Raw genomic sequence first — 21,273 nt, 5'->3', positions numbered from 1 at the left:
CCGCCCCACGAAACAGCAGTTAATGATCACCCGGGCCGGGCGCGGGTAGGGTCGAGCTCATGCACGCTGCCATGTGGTACGGCCCCCGGGACATCCGCTGGGAAGAACGCCCCGATCCGGCGATCCAGCTGCCGACGGACGCCGTCGTGCGGGTCGTCGCGGCCTGTGTCTGCGGCTCGGACCTGTGGACGTACCGGGGCGCCCGGCCGCCCGCCGACCCGCACCCGGTCGGCCACGAGTTCGTCGGCGTGGTCGAGGAGATCGGCGCCGGGGTCGGCACGCTCAGCACCGGCGACTTCGTCATCTCGCCGTTCTCGATCAGCGACGGCACCTGCGCGCACTGCCGGCGGGGCGTCACCACGTCGTGCGACCAGCTCCAGTGGTACGGCGGCACGGACCGTGACGGCCGCGTCCTCGACGGCGGCCAGGGCCGTTACGTGCGCGTGCCGCTGGCCGACGGCACGCTGTTCGCGACGCCGGGCCTGCCCGACACCGACCAGATCCCGGCCCTGCTCGCCCTCTCCGACGTGCTGGTCACCGGCCACCACGCCGCCGTGTCCGGTGGCGCCGGGCCCGGCCGCACGGTGGCGGTCGTCGGCGACGGCGCGGTCGGCCTGTGCGCGGTTCTCGCCTCCGTCCGGCTCGGCGCGGAACGGGTGATCGCCTTCTCCTCGCACGCCGACCGGCAGGAGGTCGCCACCCGCTTCGGCGCCGCCGACATCATCGCGGCGCGCGGCGACGAGGGCGCCGCGGCCCTGCACGACCTGCTCGGCGGCGAGGGCGCGGACGCGGTGCTCGAGTGCGTCGGAAACAAAGAGTCCATGGCGCAGGCGATGGCGTCGGTGCGCCCGGGCGGGAACATCGGCTACGTCGGCGTGCCGCTGGGCGGCGCCGAGCTCCCGATCCGGAAGATGTTCGACGACAACATCGCGGTGGCGGGCGGCGTCGCGCCGGTGCGGCCCTACCTGCCGGAGCTGCTCGCGGACGTGCTCGCCGGCGCGCTGGACGCGAGCGCGGTCTTCGACCTGCACCTGCCGATGGAGCAGGTCGCCGAGGCGTACGCGGCGATGGACGAGCGCCGGTCGATCAAGACGCTGCTGTGGCCCTGAGGTCGCGCTGAACGGCCCACAGCGCGGCCTCCGTGCGGGAGACCGCGCCCGTCTTGCGCAGCAGGTTCGAGACGTGCACGGTGACCGTGCGCACCGAGATGCCCAGCGCCCGGGCGATCTGCTTGTTGGACATGCCCTCGGCCAGGCAGCCGATCACCTCCCGCTCGCGGGCGGTCAGGTCGGGCTGCTCCTGCAGGTACGTCGGCAGGGTGGCGTCGGCGAGCGCCTCCGGGCCGCCGGCCATCGCGAGCAGCTCGGTCAGCCGGTACGGGTTGCCGCCCGTGCGGCGCCACACCGCCTCGGCGACGTCGGCCGGCGGGCGGCTGTCCGCGTACACGTGGTCGAGGATCTGGGCCACCTGCCCGGCGCTCAGGGCACCCAGATGCTGGCGCACGGCGCCCGGTGCCCCCGACAGGCGGGCCAGGACCCGGGCCGTGAGGAGCGGGGAGACCGCCGCGTCCGGCGGCCGGCTGGTCACCAGCAGCAGCGCCGGCAGCTCCGCGGCGGCCAGCTCGCCGATCAGGTTCAGGCTGGCCGGGTCGAGCGCATGAAGATCCTCCACCACGAGTACGGCCGGACGGCCGGCCACGAGCGTCCGCACCGTGGTGACGGCGAGCCGCAGCAGCGCGTCGGGCGTGTACCGCTCCCGGGGGACATCGGGGTCCTGCGCCAGCCAGGCCAGCGCGTCCGGCGGCACCGGCAGGTCGGGGCGGGGGCCGAGCCCGGCCAGCACGGCCGCCAGCCAGTCGTAGGGCGCGGGCGAGTGCAGCCGCGCGGAGCCGGAGAGCACCACCTGCGGCGTCGTGACCTGCAGGGCGGCGGCGACCAGGGTGCTCTTGCCGGTGCCGGGCAGGCCGGTGACCACGGCGGGAACGCACCTGCGGCGCGCGTCCACGCGCTCCCAGGCGCCCCGGAGCTCGTCCAGCGCGCCCGTTCGACCCACCATCGGTACCGGCATCACCTCTCAACACTACGTACTACGTACTACAGACACGGCCTCAGCCCTTTGGCAGTCTTGTGACATGAGTGTCGTGCTTCGTGCGGTGGCCGCCTCCGACCAGGGCCTGGTCCGGTCGAACAACGAGGACGCCGTCTTCGTGGGCGGCCGGTTGCTGGTGGTCGCCGACGGGATGGGCGGGCTGCCGGCCGGGGAACTGGCCAGCGACATCCTGGTCCGCGCCCTGGCCGAGGTCGACGACCTGCCGGACACCGGCGAGCCGCTGCAGGACCTGGTCGCGGCACTGGACACGGCGAACGAGCGGATCGAGGCGGCGGTCGCCGACGACGACACCCGCGACGGCATGGGCACGACGGTGACCACGCTGCTGCTGTCGGGCGACCGGGTGGCGGCGCTGAACGTCGGGGACTCGCGCTGCTACCTGAGCCGCGACGGGGAGCTGACGCAGCTGACCCGCGACGACACGTACGTGCAGGCGCTGGTCGACCAGGGCGTGCTGACGCCGTCCGACGCGCGGCGGCACCCGCAGCGGGCGCTGGTGACCCAGGCGGTGCAGGGCGGGCCGTTCCGCCCGGCCGGGCGGATGGTGCCGATCCGGGTCGGCGACCGGTTCCTGCTGTGCAGCGACGGGCTCAGCGACTACGTCGAGGACGAGGTGATCGCGACGACGCTGCGGTCGTACCCGGACCGGCAGGTCTGTGCGGCCGAGCTGATCGCCCGCACGCTGGAGGCCGGCGCGCCCGACAACGTCTCGGTGATCGTCGCGGACGTCGAGGAGTCCTGAGCCGGGGTCAGCGCGCCGGCGTGACGAAGCCGTACTCGTACGCGGCGATCACGGCCTGGGTGCGGTCCCGGGCGCCGAGCTTGGCGAGGACGTTACCGACGTGCGTCTTGACCGTCTCGAGCCCGAGCACCAGGTCGGCGGCGATCTCGGCGTTGGAACGGCCGGTCGCCATGAGGCGCAGCACCTCCAGCTCGCGCCCGGTCAGCGGGACACCGGGCAGCCGGCCGGCCTCGCCGCCACCGGCGTACGCGCCGGCGAGCCGCCGGATCGCCGCGGGAAACAGCAGCGAGTCGCCGCGCGCGACGACCCGGACCGCGTCCACCAGCTGGGCCGGCCGGGCCCGCTTCAACACGAAGCCGCTCGCGCCGGCCCGCAACGCCTCGTAGACGTACTCGTCGTTCTCGAACGTGGTGATGACCAGGACCCGCGGCGGGGCGGCGGCGTGTGCGAGCAGGTGCCGGGTGGCCTGGAGGCCGTCGATCGCCGGCATCCGTACGTCCATCAGCACCACGTCGGGCCGGAGCCGGGCCACCAGCGGCGGCACCTCCGCGCCGTCGGCGGCCTCGCCGACCACCCGCAGGTCCGGCTGGGCGTCGATGACGGCGCGCAACCCCACCCGGACCAGCTCCTCGTCGTCGACGAGCAGCACCGTCGTCACCGCGGTCACGCGCCGTCCTCCGGATCGCCGAGCGGCAGCCACGCGGCCACCCGCCAGGTCCCGCCGGCCCGGCCCACGTCGAGCCTTCCCCGCAGCAGCCCGACCCGCTCCCGCATGCCGTCGAGCCCGCGTCCGCGGCCGCCGCCGGTCGGCGCCTCCGCGGCGACCGGGTTGACGATCTCGATGGCCAGCGCACCGTGCGCGACGTCCACCCGCAGCGTCACCGGCACCCGGCCGGCGTGCCGGGCGGCGTTCGTCAGCCCCTCCTGCACGATCCGGTACCCCTCCCGGGACACCGCGGCGGGCACCGCGGGTACCGGCCCCGTCACCTCGAGCCGGACCGGCAGGCCGCCGGCGCGCGCGTCCGCGCGCAACCGGTCCAGGTCGGCCAGGGTGCGCTGTGGCCGGAGCGGCCCGGCCGGCCCCCGCTCGCGCTCGCGCTCGCGGAGCACACCCAGCACGTAGTCGAGGTCGTCCATCGCGGTACGGCCGGCCTCCTCGATCGCGGCCAGCGCCCGCCGGGCGAACTCCGGATCGGCGTCGAACAGCTCCCGCGCCGCACCGGCCTGGAGCGTGGTCACCGTCAGCGCGTGCCCGACCGAGTCGTGCAGCTCGCGGGCGAGGCGGTTGCGTTCCGCCAGGCGCCGCGAGCGGGCCTCGGCCGCCGCCCGGAGTTCGGTCGCCGACTCCCCGAGCAGGACCGGCGCCATCAGCGCGGCGAGGGCGCCGAGGGCGGCCACGGCGTAGACCGTCACCACGAGCAGCCCGACGCCGACCAGCGTCCAGCCCCACGGGTCGTCGGCGCCGAGCGGGCCGGGCAGCTCGTCGAGCGGCCCGGCCGGCATCCCGAACCGCTGCCCGATGAAGGTCAACGCCATCGGGACCGCGAGCAGCAGCAGCGCGGAGATCACGCCGCCGAACAGCAGATGCAGCGCGAACCACAGTGCAGCACGGATCCGGGTCTCCGGCTCCAGCGGCCGCGGCCTCCCCACCGCGGGCGCCGGCTCCGGCAGCCGGGCGCCGAGCAGGGACCGGGCGGCGGAGATCTCCAGCTCCCGGGTTCCGCCGAGGAACGCGGGCACCGTGCCGATCACCACGGCGGCGCCGAGGGAGAGCAGGATGCCGCCCGGCGAATCGCCGTCGGTCATGATCCGGTGAAAGCCGAAGCCCAGCAGCACATACGGCAGCAGGAGCACCGCGCCGAGCAACAGGTGCACCCCGCGCCGGTAGGTCGCGCCGCTCACCAGGGGCGCCAGCGGCGCCGGGATCCTCACGGCCACGATTCTGACCCGCCCGGTGGTCCGCCGTGCTCCCTCCCGCGGGGGAGCGCGCGCCCCCCGCGCACGGGATCCACCCTGGGGCCGGTTCCGCGAGCGTGGATGCGAACGGGGCCGCGAACGGCGCGGCCGGATCGGGAGGACACGATGAAGAAGACCACGCTCTGGTGCGCTGTCACAACGGCGCTGGTGGGTACCGCGCTGGCCGTGACGGCCGGCGCGGCGTACTCGGCGCCGGCCCCGGCACCCGCCCGGGTGACCGGGACGGCGGAGTTCGCGCTGCCCTACTGGCCCGACGACGACGTGCGCTCGTTCGCGTTCGACGCGCGGGCCGCGCCGTACAGCCGGCCGCTGCCCGGGCTCCCGGGCGGCTCGCCCGCCGACGCCACCGGCACGGTCCGGGTCGCGCACCGGCTGGCGCAGGACGGCAGGACGGTCACCTTCGAGGCGGCGGTCGATTGTCTGATCACCAGTCCGGGCGCCGCGACGCTGACCGCCGTCGTCACGAGGGCCGACGAGCCGGTCCGGGACTGGGTCGGCAAACGGGTCGGCTTCAGCGTGCGGGACGGGGGCCACGACCGGCGGGGCCACAGCCGCGACCGCGTCGGCTTCAGCTGGGCATTCAGCGCGGACCAGAGCGATGCCGGCGAGTGGGGCCCGGCCCGGGTCGGCACCTGCGTCGCGCCGGCCGCGTTCTCGCCGGTGACCAGCGGTGACTACACCGTGCGCCACGCCGACCTGACGGCGCCCCCGGCCGGCGGCTGACCGTCGCCGGGCTGGCGGCGTGACCGTCGCCGGGCGGCCGACTGACCGTCGCCGGGCCGGCGGGTGGCGCGGTGGGCGCGGAGCGCGGTTGCCACGGGGGCGCCGCTCCGCGCCCGCCCTGGGGGTGGCTCGCGGATCATGGCGGCCTGCGCCCGGGCCGGCGGGTGGCGCGGTGGGCGCGGAGCGCGGTTGCCACGGGGGCGCCGCTCCGCGCCCGCCCTCGGGGTGGCTCGCGGACCATGGCGACCTGCGCCCGGGCCGGCTTCCGCCTCGGGGCGCGGGGCGGACGGCGGGATGCAACCCTCCTCGCGCCGGCGGACGCTGGCGCACCGACCGGGCGCCGGACACGATGACCACATGGGACGGAGTGGTCGGCCCGTCGTCGGGTTCGTGCTGGGTGGGATCGGCGGCGTGCTCTGGGGCTGGTTCGGCAGCGGTGGCTACGAGGCCGGCGACTCGATGCTCGGCACGGGTCTGCTGTGCGCGCTCGCCGGACTGCTGATCGGCTCCGTGGCCTACACCGTCGCCGGACGCCGGGACCGTAGGCGGCGCTGACGGCCCGGCGCGGGCTGGAACCGGCCCCGGCAAGGCAGGGCTTAGGCTCGGAGCCGTGCTGATCGCGACCGAACGGCTGGTGCTGCGCCGGTTCCGTCCCGGCGACGCGGAGACGCTGGCGGCCTACCGGTCGGCGCCGGAGGTGGCGCGCTACCAGTCGTGGCGGGCGCCCTATTCGGTGGAGCGCGCCCGCTACGCGATCGAGACGATGGCCGCCGCGGACCCGGAGCAGCCCGGCTGGTTCCAGTACGCGGTCGAGCTCAAGGACGGCGGGGCGCACATCGGCGACGTCGGGGTGAACCTGAACGACAACCTCAGGCAGGCGGAGATCGGCTACACCGTCGCCCCGGAGCGGCAGGGTCGCGGCTACGCCACCGAGGCCGTCCGGGGCGTGCTCGACCAGCTCTTCCGGGTGCGGGGACTGCACAAGGTCTCCGCGGAGTGCGACGCCCGCAACGTGGCGTCGGCCCGGGTGCTGGAGCGGCTGGGCTTCACCCGCGAGGGCCTGCTGCGCGGGCACACCTGGATCAAGGACGAGTGGACGGACGACCTGCTCTACGGCCTGCTGGAGGTGGACTACCTCGGCCCGGGCGCGCCCTCCTGAGCGCACCCGGGGCGCGGGTTGTCAGGACCGGGGCGCGCCGATGTTGACCATCCACTCGATGCCGAACCGGTCGCGGCAGGCGCCGAACTCGTCGCCCCACATCTGCTTCTCCAGCGGCGTGCTGACCGAGCCGCCCTCGGAGAGCTTGGCCCACCACTCCCGCAGGGTGTCGGCGTCGTCCCCGCTGAGGCTGACGGCGATGTTGTTGCCGGGCGTGTGCTCCATGCCGGGCGGCGAGTCGGCGCCCATCAGCGCCAGCCCGTCCCCGGTCTCGAGCATGCCGTGCATGACCTTGTCGGCGAGCGCGGGGTCGGGGGCGCCGAATTCACCGAAGGTGTTGATGACGAGAGTCCCGCCGAAGACGGAGTGGTAGAACTCCATCGCGGCGCGGGCGTCGCCGCCCGAGAAGGCGATGTAGGGGTTCAGGCGAACGGGCATGACCGGCTCCTTTGCCGAGATCAGCAGCAAACCACCCCTCGCACGATAGACCCTCGCGGAGGCCCGTTCACCCGCCTGTGGATAAGCCGCCCGACCGGGAACGGGGCGCATCCCGCCTGGGGATGCGCCCGTGTCACCTAACCCTCGAAGCGGAGCCAGACCGCGCCAAGCGGCGGCACCCGCAGCGACGCCGACGCGTCGAGCCCGTGCCACGGCATCCGCTCCGCGTGCACCTCGCCGAGATTGCCCACGCCGGAACCGCCGTACAGCGTGCTGTCGGTGTTGACCACCTCGCGCCACACGCCGGCGTGTGGCAGGCCGATGCGGTAGCCGTCGTGCGGTATCGCGGCGAAGTTCACCACGCAGGCCATCGTGTCGCCGTCCGGCCCGAGGCGCAGGAACGAGAACGTGTTGTGCTGCGAGTCCTCGCTGGTGATCCAGCGGAAGCCGCTCGGGGTGGTGTCCTGTGACCAGATCGCCGGGGTCCGCCGGTATTCCCGGTTCAGGTCCTGCACCAGCCGGTGGATGCCCCCGCCGCGGGCGGGGTCCGCCAGCAGGTTCCAGTCCAGCCCGCGCTCCTCGCTCCACTCCGCCTCGTCGCCCAGCTCGGCGCCCATGAACAGGAGCTGCTTGCCGGTGAAGGCCCACATGAAACCGAGCAGCGCGCGGGTGTTCGCCAGCTTCTGCCACAGGTCGCCCGGCATCTTGCCGGTGAGCGAGCCCTTGCCGTGCACCACCTCGTCGTGGCTGATCGGCAGGATGTAGTTCTCGCTCCAGGCGTACACGGTTGCGAAGGTCATCTGGTGGTGGTGCCACTGCCGGTGGATGGGCTCCTTACCCATGTAGGTGAGGGTGTCGTTCATCCAGCCCATGTTCCATTTGAAGCCGAAGCCCAGGCCGCCGAGGTGGGTCGGCCGGGTGACGCCCGGCCAGGCCGTCGACTCCTCGGCGATGGTCACCACGCCCGGGTAGTTGCGGTAGACCGTCGCGTTCATCTCCTGCAGGAAGCTGATCGCGTCGAGGTTCTCCCGGCCGCCGTACTGGTTCGGCGTCCACTCGCCGTCCTTGCGGGAGTAGTCCAGGTAGAGCATCGACGCGACCGCGTCGACGCGCAGCCCGTCCGCGTGGAACTCGTCGCACCAGTAGAGGGCGTTGGCGACCAGGAAGTTGCGGACCTCGCGCCGGCCGAAGTCGAAGACGTACGTGCCCCAGTCCGGGTGCTCGCCGCGGCGCCAGTCGCCGTGCTCGTAGAGCGGGGTGCCGTCGAAGCGGGCGAGGGCCCACTCGTCCTTGGGGAAGTGGGCGGGCACCCAATCGAGGATGACGCCGATGCCGGCCTGGTGCAGCTTGTCGACCAGGTAGCGGAACTCGTCGGGCGAGCCGAACCGGGCCGTCGGCGCGAAGTAGCCGGTGACCTGGTAGCCCCACGAGCCGCCGAACGGGTGCTCCATCACCGGCATCAGCTCGACGTGCGTGAAGCCCGTCTCGACCACGTAGTCGACCAGCTGCTCGGCGAGCTCCGTGTAGGTCAGGCCGGGCCGCCACGAGCCGAGGTGCACCTCGTAGGCGCTCATCGGCTCCTGGTGCCACTGCCTGGTCGCGCGCTCGGACATCCAGTCGGCGTCCTGCCACTGGTACGAGGACTCGTAGACGACCGACGCCGTGCGGGGCGGCACCTCGGTGTGCTGCGCGAGGGGGTCGGCCTTCTCCCGCCAGATGCCGTCCCGGCCGAGGATCTTGAACTTGTACTTGGTGCCGGTCGACGCGCCCGGCATGTAGATCTCCCAGACGCCGCTGCTGCCGAGTGAGCGCATCGGCCAGCCGTCGAACGGGCCCCAGCCGGCGACGTCGCCGATGAGCTGCACGCCGCGGGCGCTCGGCGCCCAGACGGCGAAGCCGACGCCGTCGCCCTTGGGCTGCGCGCCAAGCACCTTCCACAGCTTCTCGTGCCGGCCCTCGCCGATCAGGTGCAGGTCGAGCTCGCCGAGGGTCGGCAGGTGCCGGTAGGGGTCGTCGCAGACCGTGCCGTCGACGTCGAGCTCGTAGTCGAGCACCGTGCCGGGCACCTCGACGGCGAAGATGCCGTCGGGGTGCACCTGCGTCATCGCCGTCCGCTCGCCGCCGGCGACGACGGACACCTCCTTGGCGCCCTTGCGCATCGTGCGGATGACCGTGTGCCCACCCGAGGGGTGCGCGCCCAGCAGCCCGTGCGGGTCGTGCGTGTCTCCGGATATCACCGCGTTCATCGCGCGCTGGTCGCCGGCCACGGAGGGCGGCGGGGTGCTCTGCCCGATCATCGGTACTCCTTCTCCGGGGGTCATCAGCCGACGAGCCGGGAGATCGACCGCAGCGGGATCCGCAGCCATCCGGGCCGGTGCCGTGATTCGTACTGTGCCTCGTAGACCGCCTTGTCCAGCTCGTACGCGGCGAGCAGCGCCCCGTGCTCGCGCGGGTCGTGCCCGGCCGCCGCGGCGTACCCGTCGCAGAAGGAGTCCCGGTTCCGGTCGACCCACTCGCGGGCCCGGGCGGCGAGGTGTTCGTCGCCGTCGGAGTCGACCAGCAGCTGGTATGCCGCGTACTCGTAGCTGCGCAGCACGCCGGCGACGTCGCGCAGCGGCGAGTCGGGCAGCCGCCGCTGGTCGAGCGGCTGTCCGGGCTCGCCCTCGAAGTCGATGAGCAGCCACGCCTCGGGCACCCGCAGCACCTGGCCCAGGTGCAGGTCGCCGTGCACCCGCTGCACGGCGACGTGCTCGCCGGCGAGCTTGCGGAACCGCTCCTCGATCGCCGGCACGTAGGGGCCCAGCTCGGGCACGGCCGCGGCCGCGGTGGCGAGCCGCGCGATGACGGCGTCGACCGGGAACGGCGACGGACCCGAGCCGAGCTCGGCCGCGAGGGTCCGGTGTACCGAGGCGACCGCCTCGCCGAGGCGGTAGGACTCTCCCGCGAAGTCGCCGCCGACCTCGTCGGCGCCCATCTCGGCGTCGGCGAACAGGTCCCGGGCGCTGGCGGTGGCCATCGCCCAGCCCTCGGCGGAGTTAACCGCGTACGCGGTGACCATGCCGAGCGGGCACGGCTCGCCGCCGGAGTTGATCTCGAACGAGCCGAGCAGCTTGGCGACGTGCGGGTTGCCGGCCCGGCCGAGCACGCGGTTCAGCTCGATGTCGGGGTTGATGCCGCATTCGACCCGGCGGAAGACCTTGAGGATGGCCTCCTGCTCGAAGATCACGCTGGTGTTGCTCTGCTCCGCGTCGAAGACCCGCGCCTCGCACTCCAGCGGGAACGAGGCGCCGGGCTCGGACTGGCAGACGACGTCGCCGACGGTGGCGTCGGACGAGATCAGCGACAGCAGGTAGGCCGCGGCGGCCGGGTCGTACAGGCCGTCGTAGCCGGTGCGTTCGCCGTCCGTGCCGATCGTCGCCACGGTGCTGAATTCGGAGATCGGTCCCGAGTCCCAGGCCACCAGGACCTGGTAGCGCTCGGAACTGCCGTCGGTGTATGAGACGTCCAGCAGGACCAGGTCCAGGTCGTCCTTGAGCGGGGTGGACGAGGCCTGCCTGACGTCCTGCAGGGTCCGGCTGCGGCCCGCGTACCAGCGTTGCTGGGAGAGCCAGTCGGCGTAGGGCAGCGTCATTGCTTCTCCTCGGACCCGCACAGCTGGAACCAGTAGAACCCGTGTCCCGGCAGGGTCAGCAGATACGGCAGCTGGCCGATGCGCGGGAAGTTCACGTGCCCGGTCAGCTCGACCGGCGTGTACCCGTTCCAGTGCTGCAGGTTCAGCTCGATGGGCTGGGGGAAGCGCGAGAGGTTGTTGACGCAGAGCACCACGTCGTCGCCGTCCTCGCGCAGGTACGCGAGCACCGACGGGTTGGAGCCGCCGAGTTCGCGGAACGTCCCGGTGGCGAACGCGTCGTGGCGGCGCCGCACCGCCAGCATCGTGCGGGTCCAGTTGAGCAGCGACGTCGAACTGTCCCGCTGCGCCTCCACGTTGACCGACTGGTATCCGTAGATCGGGTCCTGGTTGGCTGGCAGGTAGAGCCGCCCCGGGTTGGCGGTGGAGAAGCCCGCGTTGCGGTCCGGCGTCCACTGCATCGGGGTGCGCACGCCGTCACGGTCGCCGAGCCAGATGTTGTCGCCCATGCCGATCTCGTCGCCGTAGTACAGCACCGGCGAGCCGGGCAGCGACAGCAGCAGGGCGGTGAACAGCTCGATCTGGTTGCGGTCGTTCTCCAGCAGCGGCGCCAGCCGGCGACGGATGCCGACGTTGGCCTTCATCCGCGGATCCTTGGCGTACTCGGAGTACATGTAGTCGCGCTCTTCGTCCGTGACCATCTCGAGCGTCAGCTCGTCGTGGTTGCGCAGGAAGATGCCCCACTGTGCCATGTCGGGGATCGGCGGCGTCTGCGCCAGGATCTCGGAGATGGGGAAGCGCGACTCGCGCCGCACCGCCATGAAGATGCGCGGCATCAGCGGGAAGTGGAACGCCATGTGGCACTCGTCGCCGCCGGTGTCGGAGTCGCCGAAGTACTCGACCACGTCGGCGGGCCACTGGTTCGCCTCCGCGAGCAGCACCCGCCCCGGGAACTCGTCGTCGATCACCTTGCGGCAGTGCTTGAGGAACGCGTGCGTCTCGGGCAGGTTCTCGCAGTTGGTGCCCTCGCGCTCGAACAGGTACGGCACCGCGTCCAGCCGGAAGCCGTCGATGCCCAGGTCGAGCCAGAAGCGCAGAACGTCGATCATCGCTTCCTGCACGACCGGGTTGTCGTAGTTGAGGTCCGGCTGGTGCGAGAAGAACCGGTGCCAGTAGAACTGCCGGCGCACCGGGTCGAACGTCCAGTTCGACTCCTCGGTGTCCACGAAGATGACCCGGGCGTCGGAGTACGGCTCGCTCGTGTCGCTCCACACGTAGTAGTCGCCGTACGGGCCGTCGGGGTCGCGGCGCGACTCCTGGAACCATGCGTGCGAGTCGGAGGTGTGGTTCATGACCAGGTCGGTGATGACCCGGATGCCGCGCTTGTGCGCCGCGTCGAGCAGGGCGACGAAGTCGTCGACCGTGCCGAACTCGGGCAGCACCCGGTAGAAGTCGCGGATGTCGTAGCCGCCGTCGCGCAGCGGCGAGTCGTAGAAGGGCGGCAGCCAGAGGCAGTCCACGCCGAGCCACTGCAGGTAGTCGAGGCGTTCGATCAGCCCGCGTAGATCGCCACCCCCGTCCGAGTTCGAGTCGTAGAAGGCCCGGACCAGAACCTCGTAGAAGACGGCGCGTTTGAACCAGGTCCGGTCCGCCGGCAGTGTCCGGGCATGGCCGAAGTCGTCGGCGGTGGGATGTTCGACCACACCGTCCTCGACGTGGCTGCCCTCCGCGGGATTGTGCTCGACGCTCGCGCCGAGTTCGCTCGTCAGATCCATCAGACGTTCACCTACCCCACCCCGCAGGAACTGAATCGCTTGTGCCGCTAGCGGCGAGGGTGCACCACGAAGACGTGTGCCGGTTCGACAAAGGGGTCGATCCGGACCGCGTTGTGCTGACCCCACTCGTACGTCGCCCCGGTCAACTGGTCGGTGACGGTGAACCGTTCGTGCCAGTCCATGCCCAGGGCCGGCATGTCGAGCGTCGTGTTCCCCCATTGCACGTTTGCCGAGTCGAACGAGCAGATCACCAGAACGGTGTTGCCTGTCTCAGGATCGCGTTTCGACCAGCACAGCAGCGAAGGATTGTCGATCTCGTGGAATTCCAGGTTCCGCAGCCAGTGCAGGGCCGGGTTGTCGCGCCGGATGGCGTTCAGCTTCGTGATGTACGGCGCCAGCGTGAGCCCGGACCGTTCGGCGCCGGCCCAGTCCCGCGGCTTGAGCTCGAACTTCTCGTTGTCGATGTACTCCTCCGCGCCCGGCCGGTTGATGTGCTCGAAGAGTTCCAGTCCCGAATACATGCCCCAGGACGGCGAGAGCATGCTCGCCAGCACCGTGCGGATCTTGAACATCGGCGGGCCGCCGTGCTGCAGCGACTCGTGCAGGATGTCCGGGGTGTTGGGCCAGAAGTTGGGCCGCATCCAGTCGATCGAGGCCTTGAGCTGTACCAGGTACTCCCGCATCTCCCAGGCCGTGGTGCGCCAGGTGAAATAGGTGTAAGACTGGGTGAAACCGATCTTGCCGAGCCCGTTCATCATGGCCGGCCGGGTGAACGCCTCGGCCAGGAACAGCACGTCCGGGTCGACCGCCTTGACCTTCGAGATCAGCCACTGCCAGAAGGTCAGAGTCTTGGTGTGCGGGTTGTCCACCCGGAAGATCTTGACGCCGTTCTCCACCCAGTGCAGGACGATCCGCAGTACCTCCTCGCGCAGCCCCTTGGGATCGTTGTCGAAGTTGATCGGGTAGATGTCCTGGTACTTCTTCGGCGGGTTCTCCGCGTACGCGATGGTGCCGTCGGCCCGGGTGGTGAACCACTCCGGGTTCGACTTGACCCACGGATGGTCCGGCGCCGCCTGCAGCGCCAGGTCCATCGCGACCTCCATGCCGTTGTCCCGGGCCACCGCGATGAACGCGCGGAAGTCCGCCAGGTCGCCGAGCAACGGGTTGATCGCGTCGTGGCCGCCCTCGTCGGAGCCGATCGCCCAGGGCGAGCCGACGTCGATGCCCTCGCGGGCGACCAGGGTGTTGTTGCGGCCCTTGCGGTTGATCTTGCCGATCGGGTGGATCGGCGGCAGATAGAGCACGTCGAAGCCCATCGCCGCGACGGCCGGGATGCGCTCGGCCGCGGTCGCGAACGTGCCGTGCTTGATCGGCGTGGCGTCGGGGCCGATCTCGGCGCCCTCGGAGCGCGGGAAGAACTCGTACCACGAGGAGTACAGCGCGCGCTGCCGGTCGGCCCAGATCGCGTACGACCGGGTCGTGGTCACCAGGTGGCGCACCGGGTTCTGCCAGAGCAGCTTCTCCAACTCCAGCGCGGGGGAGACCCGGGAGAACAGCGAGCGGCCCTCGTCGCGCATCGCCGCGGCCGCGGCGCGGACCCGCTCCTCGTCGGCGGCCGGCACGATCTTGGCGGCGAGGTCCAGCACGTCGGCGCCCTCGGCCAGGTCGTTGGCCAGATCCTCGAGACCCTGCCCGGCGCCGATCTTCTTGGTGACCGCGTTACGCCAGGTCAGGTAGGGGTCGTCGAACGCCTCGACGGTGAACGTCCACCGGCCGACCCGGTCCGGCCTGATCACCCCGTGCCACCGGTCCAGGCCGGGTTCGCCGGGCACGAGCCGGGTGAACGGCTCGACCGCGCCGTGTGGTCCCTTCCATACCACGTTCACGCCGAGGGCGTGGTGGCCTTCCCGATAGGACACCGCGGAAACGGGCACGAGTTCGCCGACCACCGCCTTCGCGGGATAGCGGCCACAGGACACCGATGGCGTCACATCTTCGATGGGAAAGCGACCGGTCATGATCTCCACCGTAATCAGAAAGCGCAGGGGCGGGCATGGCGACGGGCGAATTGCGGGCAGCCGTCGACCATCGGTTCTCCGGTATGGAGCAACCGCGAACGGCCACGCACCCGGTGGCGTTAAACCTACCGGAGACCGGTCAGCGCGGCCCCTCGTGGCGCGCCTTCACACCCGCCACGAAGGTGGTCAATTCCCTGCCGTGCCAGACCCGCGCCGGCTCGGCGTCGCGCGCCATCGAGCGGGTGAGCCGCTCGATGTCCAGGACGCCCGGCTCCCGGGTCGCCGCGAGCACCACATTGCCGGCCCGGCGGCCGCGCAGCATGCCCGGCGGGGCGATCAGCGCCACGTCGCCTAACGCGGCGAGCAGGGTCGCCGCCTGTATCCGCGAATTCCTCAGCGGCGGCACGTCGGTCAGGTTCATCGCGAGCACGCCGCGGGCGCGCAGCAGCCGGGCCGCGGCCGCCGCGAAGCCCACGCCGGCCACGCTCGCCGGCATCGCCGCGCCCTCGAACACGTCGACCACGATCACGTCGTACCCCTGCGGTTCGGCCTTGTCCGCGAATTCGCGGGCATCACCGGCCACCACCTCGAAGCGGGCCGGCCACGGCAGCGACCGGGAGACCAGCGCGAGCAGCAGGCCGTCGCGTTCCACGACGGTCTGCGCGGACCCGGGCCGCGTCGCCTCGACCCAGCGGGGCAGCGTCAGCGCGCCGCCGCCGAGATGCAGGACCGTCAGCGGTACGCCCGCGGGCGCCGCCAGCCGCAGCACCGTCGCCAGCCGGCGCACGTACTCGAACGCGAGATAGGTGGGGTCGCCGAGGTCGACGTACGACTGCGGCACCCCCTCGACGAGCAGCGTCCAGCCCCGCTCCCGGGCCCGGTCCGGCACGAGCGAGGCGGTACCGGAGGCGACGCGTGTGAAGCTCGTTGCGCGTCGGTTGCCGTGCGTTGCCATCGGGCGAGGCTACTCATCCCGGCCCGCTCAGCGCCGAGAGGTACGGGTGACACACCCCGGTACGGGGTGCGCACCGAACCCTGGGGGCTCTCAATGGCCGGACCTTCCACCGCGCTGTCGCCGGTCATCGCGGCAAGCACGCACTGGCTGGTCCGGGCGTACCCGTCCAGCGGCGCGGACCGGTCCGCCGACACCCTCGCCGAGCTGCAGGCGCGGCAGGCCGTGACGGTCGCCGCCTGGCTGCGCTACCCGACGCCGTTCGACGCTGAGCTGGTCGCCATGGCCGGCCCGGGCGGCTCCGCGGTGCTGGACTGGCGGGCCGGCAGCGAGCCCGACGACGACCTGGCCGACGGGGAGGGCTGGCGCACGTGGGTGGACGAGGTCGTGGTCAGCTGGGCCGCCTGCCTGCTCGCCGACCCGCTGCTGGCCGCCCGCGCCGTGGACTCGGTCGCCGCGGCCGTGCCGGCCACCGACACCCGGCCCAGGCCGCGGCCGCGCCGGGTGGGCGATCTGCCGTACGAGTTCCGCCGGCTGACCGCCCCCGACGCCCGTGACCTTGAGGCCGCCGCCCTGCTGCGCCACCCCGACCTGCTCGAGGCCGTGTCGGACCTGCACCGCGAGGACCTCCTGTACCTGCTCTGCGACTAGTCAGCGGGTGATCTTGGCGCGCTCGTTCGGTACGCAGTGGGTCATCTTCAGGCGAGCGACGTCGCGCTGCGGGTTCTTGCCCAGGTTGGCCAGGCGTTCGCGGTCCTCGTCGGTGAGGGTCTGCCCCGGCAGCGGCCTGAGCTGACGGACGTCGTCCGGGCTGATCTCCAGGCCCTCGCCGACCCGCAGGCCCAGCTCGTTCTCGACCATCAGCAGGTGCCAGACCATCCGCTCCCGGATCGCCGGCACGGTCTGCGAGAGCTGGTCGACGAGGTTGCGCACCAGGTCGTCGCGTTCCCACTGCTCCATCAGCAGGTAGCGCTGGCCCGCCTGCCGGTAGTCGTTGGTGCGCGGGATCCGCTTGCGGGTGAGCCGCCCGGTGATCTCCGGACCCTGGTCGTCGTGGGTCGGGTACTGCGCCTCGCGCAGCCCGCCGGTGATCGACGGCTCGTAGTTGACGTGCGGGTTCGCGCCGCTGCTGTCAACGACGTACTGCATCTGTGCGTCGCGCTGGTTGGTGCGCACCTCGGCGTTCGTGGCCTGGTTGACCGGGAGCTGCAGGTAGTTCGGGCCGACCCGGTAGCGCTGCGTGTCCGAGTACGCGAAGGTGCGGCCGACCAGCATCTTGTCGTCCGAGAAGTCCAGGCCGTCGACCAGCACGCCGGTACCGAAGGCGATCTGCTCGTTCTCGGCGAAGAAGTTCTCCGGCATGCGGTCCAGCACCATGCGCCCCACCGGTTGCGGCGGGAAGTCCTGTTCCGGCCAGGTCTTGGTGTCGTCGAGCGGGTCGAAGTCCAGCTCCGGGTGCGCGTCGTCGCTCATCATCTGCACCCGCAGTTCCCACACCGGGAAGTCGCCGGCGCCGATGGCGGCGTACAGGTCCCTGGTCGCGTGACCGAGGCAGCCCGCCTGTAGGTTCGCGGCGTCCTCACCGGTCATGCTGCGCACGCCCTGGTCGGGGATCCAGTGGTACTTGACCAGCACGCTCTCGCCGGCCGCGTTGATCCACTTGTAGGTGTTCACGCCGAAGCCCTGCATGTGCCGGTAGTCGGCGGGCAGGCCGCGCGGGCTGAAGAGGTTGACAAGCATGTGCATCGACTCGGGCGTCTGCGACATGAAGTCGAAGATCCGGTTCGGCTTCTGCTCGAAGTCCACCGGGTCGGGCTTGAGCGCGTGGATCACGTCGGGGAACTTGATCGCGTCGCGGATGAAGAACACGCCGAGGTTGTTGCCGACGAGGTCCCAGTTGCCGTCCGCGGTGTAGAACTTCACCGCGAAGCCGCGCGGGTCCCGTGCCGCCTCGGAGGAGTCCCGGCCGCCGATGACCGTGGAGAAGCGCACCGCCACGTCGGTGCGCCGGCCGGCCTCCTGGAAGAGCCCGGCGCGGGTGAAGTCCGCGATCGGCCGGTCGCCCCACCGGCCGGAGGCCTCGAAGTAGCCGTACGCCGTGACGCCCCGCGCGTGCACGACCCGCTCGGGGATCCGCTCCCGGTCGAAGTGGCTGATCTTCTCGAGGAAGTGGTAGTTCTCCAGCGTCGCGGGCCCCCGGGCGCCGACCGTGCGCTGATTCTGGTTGTCGTAGACCGGATGGCCCTGCCGGGTCGTCAGCACCTCCCGGCGGTCGTCCGGTGCGGGACCCCTGCTCGCGACGTCGGTCATGATCGGCTCCTTTGCCGTCGTCCGCTCCCTCGTCCCCGGTTGGCGCACGCGAGCGGATGTCACCGCACCAACCTCTCGCAGAATCGCCCGGGAAAGTCGGCGTGCCGCGCAGCATTTCTCCGCGCCTACCCGTTTCGGTGATAACAGTGCAGGACGACGGGGGACGACGGATGCGCGATGCGCAGGGGTTCGACGAGTTCTACCGGGACACGTCGCTACGGATGGTGCGCTACGGCTACGCCCTGACCGGTGATCTCGCCGAGGCGCAGGACATCGTGCAGGAGGCGTACACGCGCGCCTGGCGGCACTGGCGGACGGTGGCCACGCACCCGGCACCGGAGGGCTGGCTCCGGCTGGCGATCTCCCGGTTGGCCACCGACCGGTGGCGGCGGCTCAGTGGCTGGCGGGCGGCGCTGAGCCGGACGGGCCCACCCGAACCCGCGCCGCCGCCGAGCGAGGACACGGTCGTGCTGACCGCCGCCCTGCGCCGCCTGCCGGCCCACCTGCGCCAGGCGGTCGCCCTGCACTACCTGTTCGACATGTCCGTCGCCCAGATCGCGGCCGAGACCGGTTCGCCGGTCGGCACGGTCACGTCCTGGCTGCACCGCGGCCGCACCGACCTGGCCGCGATCCTCTCGGCGGGACGACCCATGGAGGTTCAGGATGCCGAATGATCTCGAGAGCGCGTTCGCCGCGCTGTCCGGCGACGCCCGCCGGGCCCGGCTCGCTCCCGCCGCCGCCGTGCGCCGCCGCGCCGACCGCCGCGTGCTCACCCGCACGCTGACCAGCGTGGCCGCGGCCGCCGTCCTGGTGGCGGGGGTGTCCGTCGGCGCCCGCCTGGTCCTGGCCGACGATGCCCGCCCGCCGCTCCCGCCGGCGCAGAGCACCGCACCGACGGCCACACCTTCGCCGGCGCCGTCACCGTCCACTTCGTCCACGCCCTCGTCGCCGCCGGGCGGCACGTCCACGCCGCCGTCGGTGGAGTCCGGGACGCCGTCGATCCCGGCCTCGATCCCGGCCCGGGCGTTCCTCGGCCGCTCGGACGCCAATGTGGCCACTCTGCGGCGGCTCGACTCCCCGGCCGGTCCGCCGGACCTCTGCCCGGCGGCCGACTACCCGTCCGACGCGCGGGCCGGGGTGCGCGACACGGTCGCGATCCTCTACCGGGCGCCCGGCGACGGGCCGGACCACACCCCGTCCGGCGAGGTCTTCGACACGGTCACCGTCTACCGGGGCGACGGCGCCGGGGACTTCATGGACGAGTTCCGGGCGGCGGTGCGCGAATGCCCGCGGGGGAAGCGGGAGAGCCTGACCTTCACCTACCGGTCGCTGGGTTCGCTCGGCGTGGGGGACGAGTCGGTGCTGATGCAGGGGTCGACGCCGGCCCGCGGTGACGACGGCGAACCGTCCGGCGACGGGTCGACGTACCGGATCTACCTCGCGGCGGTCCGGATCGGTGACTCCGTCGCGCTGGTGGAGAACACCGGCTACGAGTCGATCTCGGCCGAGCGCACGGTCGCCGGGGACTTCGCCCGCAGGGCCGCCGAGCGCCTGGAGGCCTGGCGCAGCTGAGACCCGCGACGCCGGCCGGTGCCGAACGGGGGACACCGGCCGGCGTCGCGTGCCGTGCCGGCGGTTCGGCTCAGGCCAGGCGGGCCGGGAAGCCGCCGGTCGCGACCGGGCCCCAGCGCTCGATCGTCACGCGGATGAGGGATTTGCCCTGCGCGAGCATCGCCTGGCGGTACTCGTCCCAGTCCGGGTGCTCGCCCGAGATCACCCGGAAGTACTCGACCAGCGGCTCGACCGACTCCGGCACGTCGATGACCTCGGCGACGCCGTCGACCTGGACCCACGGCCCGCCGAAGGAGTCGGAGAGCACACAGACGCTGACCCGGGGGTCGCGGCGGATGTTCGCCGCCTTGGCCCGCTCCGGATAGGTGGAGATGACGATGCGCCCCTCGGCGTCCACGCCGCAGGTGTTCGGCGACGCCTGCGGGCGGCCGTCCCTTCGGGTGGTCATCAGGATCGCCTGGTGCCGGGTGCGGAGGAACTCGAGCAGTTCCGCGCGCCCGACCTCGGTGTTGGTCGCGACTGTGCGGGCCACGGCGGCGCTCAGCCCCGCATGGCGGCGTCGACGGCGATGGCGCCGGGCCGGCCGTGCGCCTGCTCGGCGGTGACGGCCGCGCCGATGATGCCGGCGTTGTTGAGCAGGACGGCGGGCACGATCGGGGTACGGATCTCGATCAGCGGGAGCCACCGGTCCGACTTCTTGCTCACCCCGCCGCCGACGATGAACAGCCGCGGCGACAGCAGCATCTCCACGTGCCGCAGGTAGTCCTGCACCCGGCCGGCCCACTTCTCCCAGCTCAGGTCCGCCTGCTCGCGGGCGCGGTCGGAGGCGCGCAGCTCGGCGTCGCCGCCGTCCAGCTCGAGGTGGCCGAACTCGGTGTTGGGGATCAGGACGCCGTCGAGGAACAGGGCGCTGCCGATGCCCGTGCCGAAGGTCAGCATCATCGTCAGGCCGCGCTGATCGTGCCCGGCGCCGAAGGCGACCTCGGCGACGCCCGCGGCGTCGGCGTCGTTGAGTACGGACACGGGCAGGCCGAGCCGCTCGCTGAACAGCTGCGCGGCCGGCGCGTCGACCCACGACTTGTCCACGTTCGCGGCGGTCCGGGTGACCCCGTCGACGACGACGCCCGGAAAGGTCACGCCGACGCCGTCGAAGCCGTCGAACTGCGCGGCCACCTCGGCCACCGCCGCCACGACGGCGCCGACGTCGGACGGCTGCGGTGTCGGTACCCGGTGCCGCTCCGCGAGCAGCTCTCCGCGCACCGTGTCGACCGGCGCACCCTTCACGCCGGAACCGCCGATGTCGATGCCCAGGATGGCCATGCCAGTACTCCGTCTCCGGTGCGTTTCCGATGCGTGTACCCACACACACCCGGAACCGAATCGTGCCATCCCCGCCGATCAGGCCGTGTCATCGGCCTCGGTAAGGGGTACACGCGCGAGCTGCAACCCCTAACGGATGGCGCTCGATGACCGCTTTGGCCGGGATCATCCCCCGGAAGAGTTCATCACGCGGAACGGCGCTTGGTAACGGAATGTCACTCATACTTTCGGCTAGTCAAGCCTCGGCCGCTCGGCTAGCGTGAGGGGACGTGAACGGTCGCCGCGTGCGGGCACGGCTCTCTGCCCGCTGATGGAGGACCACCTCAGATGACCGCCGTCTCCGTTTCATCGATCACGGTGAGTGAAGCCTCCGCGCAGGAGAGCGCCGCCGACCTACTCAACCAGATGGCCGTGACCCCGCTGCGGGACCGCCGGCGTGCCGCCCTGCGGGACGCGGCGATCGAGGCGTGGCTGCCGCTCGCCCGCCACCTCGCCCACCGCTACTCCGGCCGCGGCGAACCCACCGACGACCTCGTACAGACCGCCACCG

General features: G+C 72.2%; 20 protein-coding genes and 1 pseudogene. 9 read left to right on the top strand and 12 right to left on the bottom strand.

Going from position 1 to position 21,273, the window contains the following annotated elements; all coding sequences use genetic code 11:
* Positions 1-59: 59 nt before the first annotated feature.
* Positions 60-1,109 (top strand): zinc-binding dehydrogenase, encoded by a 1,050-nt coding sequence (locus AB0B58_RS28530; RefSeq protein ID WP_360229753.1) that lies wholly within the window; start codon positions 60-62, stop codon positions 1,107-1,109.
* Here the strand turns inward: AB0B58_RS28530 and AB0B58_RS28525 are convergent.
* Positions 1,087-2,055 carry a LuxR C-terminal-related transcriptional regulator gene (locus AB0B58_RS28525; protein WP_360229751.1) on the bottom strand — a complete coding sequence of 323 codons (969 nt, stop codon included), beginning with the start codon at positions 2,053-2,055 and terminating at the stop codon, positions 1,087-1,089. The two genes, AB0B58_RS28530 and AB0B58_RS28525, sit on opposite strands and share 23 nt — an antisense overlap.
* A 76-nt stretch (positions 2,056-2,131) precedes the next feature.
* On the opposite strand from AB0B58_RS28525, the gene AB0B58_RS28520 reads away from it, so the two are divergent.
* Positions 2,132-2,851, top strand: coding sequence for a protein phosphatase 2C domain-containing protein (locus tag AB0B58_RS28520; RefSeq protein ID WP_360229749.1), 720 nt, complete (start codon positions 2,132-2,134; stop codon positions 2,849-2,851).
* A gap of 7 nt (positions 2,852-2,858) precedes the next feature.
* Here the strand turns inward: AB0B58_RS28520 and AB0B58_RS28515 are convergent, their stop codons facing one another.
* On the bottom strand, positions 2,859-3,509 hold the full coding sequence (locus tag AB0B58_RS28515; protein ID WP_360230009.1) for a response regulator transcription factor: 651 nt from the start codon (positions 3,507-3,509) through the stop codon (positions 2,859-2,861).
* A 5-nt stretch (positions 3,510-3,514) separates the two neighbouring features.
* Complete coding sequence (locus AB0B58_RS28510) at positions 3,515-4,783, bottom strand: histidine kinase (RefSeq protein WP_360229747.1); 1,269 nt, start codon at positions 4,781-4,783, stop codon at positions 3,515-3,517.
* 150 nt (positions 4,784-4,933) lie between these two features.
* Here AB0B58_RS28510 and AB0B58_RS28505 point away from each other — a divergent pair, with 150 nt between their 5' ends.
* From AB0B58_RS28505 to AB0B58_RS28495, 3 genes are all read left to right on the top strand, one after another.
* Positions 4,934-5,551 carry a hypothetical protein gene (locus tag AB0B58_RS28505; RefSeq protein WP_360229745.1) on the top strand — a complete coding sequence of 206 codons (618 nt, stop codon included), beginning with the start codon at positions 4,934-4,936 and terminating at the stop codon, positions 5,549-5,551.
* A 357-nt stretch (positions 5,552-5,908) separates the two neighbouring features.
* On the top strand, positions 5,909-6,106 hold the full coding sequence (locus tag AB0B58_RS28500; RefSeq protein WP_360229743.1) for a hypothetical protein: 198 nt from the start codon (positions 5,909-5,911) through the stop codon (positions 6,104-6,106).
* 55 nt (positions 6,107-6,161) lie between these two features.
* Positions 6,162-6,710: a GNAT family N-acetyltransferase gene (locus AB0B58_RS28495; protein WP_360229741.1), complete on the top strand. Its 549-nt coding sequence runs from the start codon at positions 6,162-6,164 to the stop codon at positions 6,708-6,710.
* 21 nt (positions 6,711-6,731) lie between these two features.
* On the opposite strand, the gene AB0B58_RS28490 is transcribed toward AB0B58_RS28495, so the two are convergent.
* The 6 genes from AB0B58_RS28490 to AB0B58_RS28465 form a co-directional block, all read right to left on the bottom strand.
* Positions 6,732-7,148, bottom strand: a complete 417-nt coding sequence (locus AB0B58_RS28490) for a VOC family protein (protein WP_360229739.1) — start codon at positions 7,146-7,148, stop codon at positions 6,732-6,734.
* A 137-nt stretch (positions 7,149-7,285) separates the two neighbouring features.
* On the bottom strand, positions 7,286-9,394 hold the full coding sequence (gene glgB / locus AB0B58_RS28485) for a 1,4-alpha-glucan branching protein GlgB (protein ID WP_360230007.1): 2,109 nt from the start codon (positions 9,392-9,394) through the stop codon (positions 7,286-7,288).
* A 74-nt stretch (positions 9,395-9,468) separates the two neighbouring features.
* The gene (locus AB0B58_RS28480; protein ID WP_360229737.1) at positions 9,469-10,779 is read right to left on the bottom strand and encodes a maltokinase N-terminal cap-like domain-containing protein; all 1,311 of its coding nucleotides are present in this window, start codon (positions 10,777-10,779) and stop codon (positions 9,469-9,471) included.
* A complete protein-coding gene (treS, locus tag AB0B58_RS28475; RefSeq protein WP_360229735.1) occupies positions 10,776-12,551 on the bottom strand; it encodes a maltose alpha-D-glucosyltransferase in 1,776 nt (591 codons plus the stop codon). The genes AB0B58_RS28480 and treS overlap by 4 nt, the downstream gene beginning before the upstream one ends.
* A gap of 47 nt (positions 12,552-12,598) precedes the next feature.
* Positions 12,599-14,569, bottom strand: a complete 1,971-nt coding sequence (locus tag AB0B58_RS28470) for a maltotransferase domain-containing protein (protein ID WP_360229733.1) — start codon at positions 14,567-14,569, stop codon at positions 12,599-12,601.
* Positions 14,570-14,708: 139 nt separating this feature from the next.
* On the bottom strand, positions 14,709-15,524 hold the full coding sequence (locus AB0B58_RS28465) for a fused MFS/spermidine synthase (RefSeq protein ID WP_360229731.1): 816 nt from the start codon (positions 15,522-15,524) through the stop codon (positions 14,709-14,711).
* A gap of 93 nt (positions 15,525-15,617) precedes the next feature.
* Here AB0B58_RS28465 and AB0B58_RS28460 point away from each other — a divergent pair, with 93 nt between their 5' ends.
* Positions 15,618-16,172: a hypothetical protein gene (locus AB0B58_RS28460; protein ID WP_360229729.1), complete on the top strand. Its 555-nt coding sequence runs from the start codon at positions 15,618-15,620 to the stop codon at positions 16,170-16,172.
* Here the strand turns inward: AB0B58_RS28460 and AB0B58_RS28455 are convergent, their stop codons facing one another.
* Complete coding sequence (locus AB0B58_RS28455; RefSeq protein ID WP_360229727.1) at positions 16,173-17,831, bottom strand: catalase; 1,659 nt, start codon at positions 17,829-17,831, stop codon at positions 16,173-16,175. It abuts the gene before it with no gap.
* Between the two features lie 170 nt (positions 17,832-18,001).
* Here AB0B58_RS28455 and AB0B58_RS28450 point away from each other — a divergent pair, with 170 nt between their 5' ends.
* Positions 18,002-18,505, top strand: a complete 504-nt coding sequence (locus AB0B58_RS28450; protein ID WP_360229725.1) for a sigma-70 family RNA polymerase sigma factor — start codon at positions 18,002-18,004, stop codon at positions 18,503-18,505.
* Positions 18,495-19,403, top strand: coding sequence for a hypothetical protein (locus AB0B58_RS28445; RefSeq protein ID WP_360229723.1), 909 nt, complete (start codon positions 18,495-18,497; stop codon positions 19,401-19,403). Before AB0B58_RS28450 ends, AB0B58_RS28445 begins: the two co-directional genes overlap by 11 nt.
* Positions 19,404-19,473: 70 nt before the next feature.
* Here the strand turns inward: AB0B58_RS28445 and AB0B58_RS28440 are convergent, their stop codons facing one another.
* Positions 19,474-19,935: a PPOX class F420-dependent oxidoreductase gene (locus tag AB0B58_RS28440; protein WP_360229721.1), complete on the bottom strand. Its 462-nt coding sequence runs from the start codon at positions 19,933-19,935 to the stop codon at positions 19,474-19,476.
* 8 nt (positions 19,936-19,943) lie between these two features.
* Positions 19,944-20,723 (bottom strand): polyphosphate--glucose phosphotransferase, encoded by a 780-nt coding sequence (gene ppgK / locus AB0B58_RS28435; protein ID WP_360229719.1) that lies wholly within the window; start codon positions 20,721-20,723, stop codon positions 19,944-19,946.
* Between the two features lie 327 nt (positions 20,724-21,050).
* Here ppgK and AB0B58_RS28430 point away from each other — a divergent pair.
* Positions 21,051-21,273, top strand: a pseudogene (locus AB0B58_RS28430) (RNA polymerase sigma factor SigF); the annotation flags it as partial.

Origin of the sequence: Actinoplanes sp. NPDC049118 (assembly GCF_040648555.1) — a bacterium.
In the GTDB taxonomy this organism is placed as follows: Bacteria; Actinomycetota; Actinomycetes; order Mycobacteriales; family Micromonosporaceae; genus Actinoplanes.
Note: the sequence above shows the minus strand (reverse complement) of the source record. Positions and strands in the feature narration are given on the sequence as shown.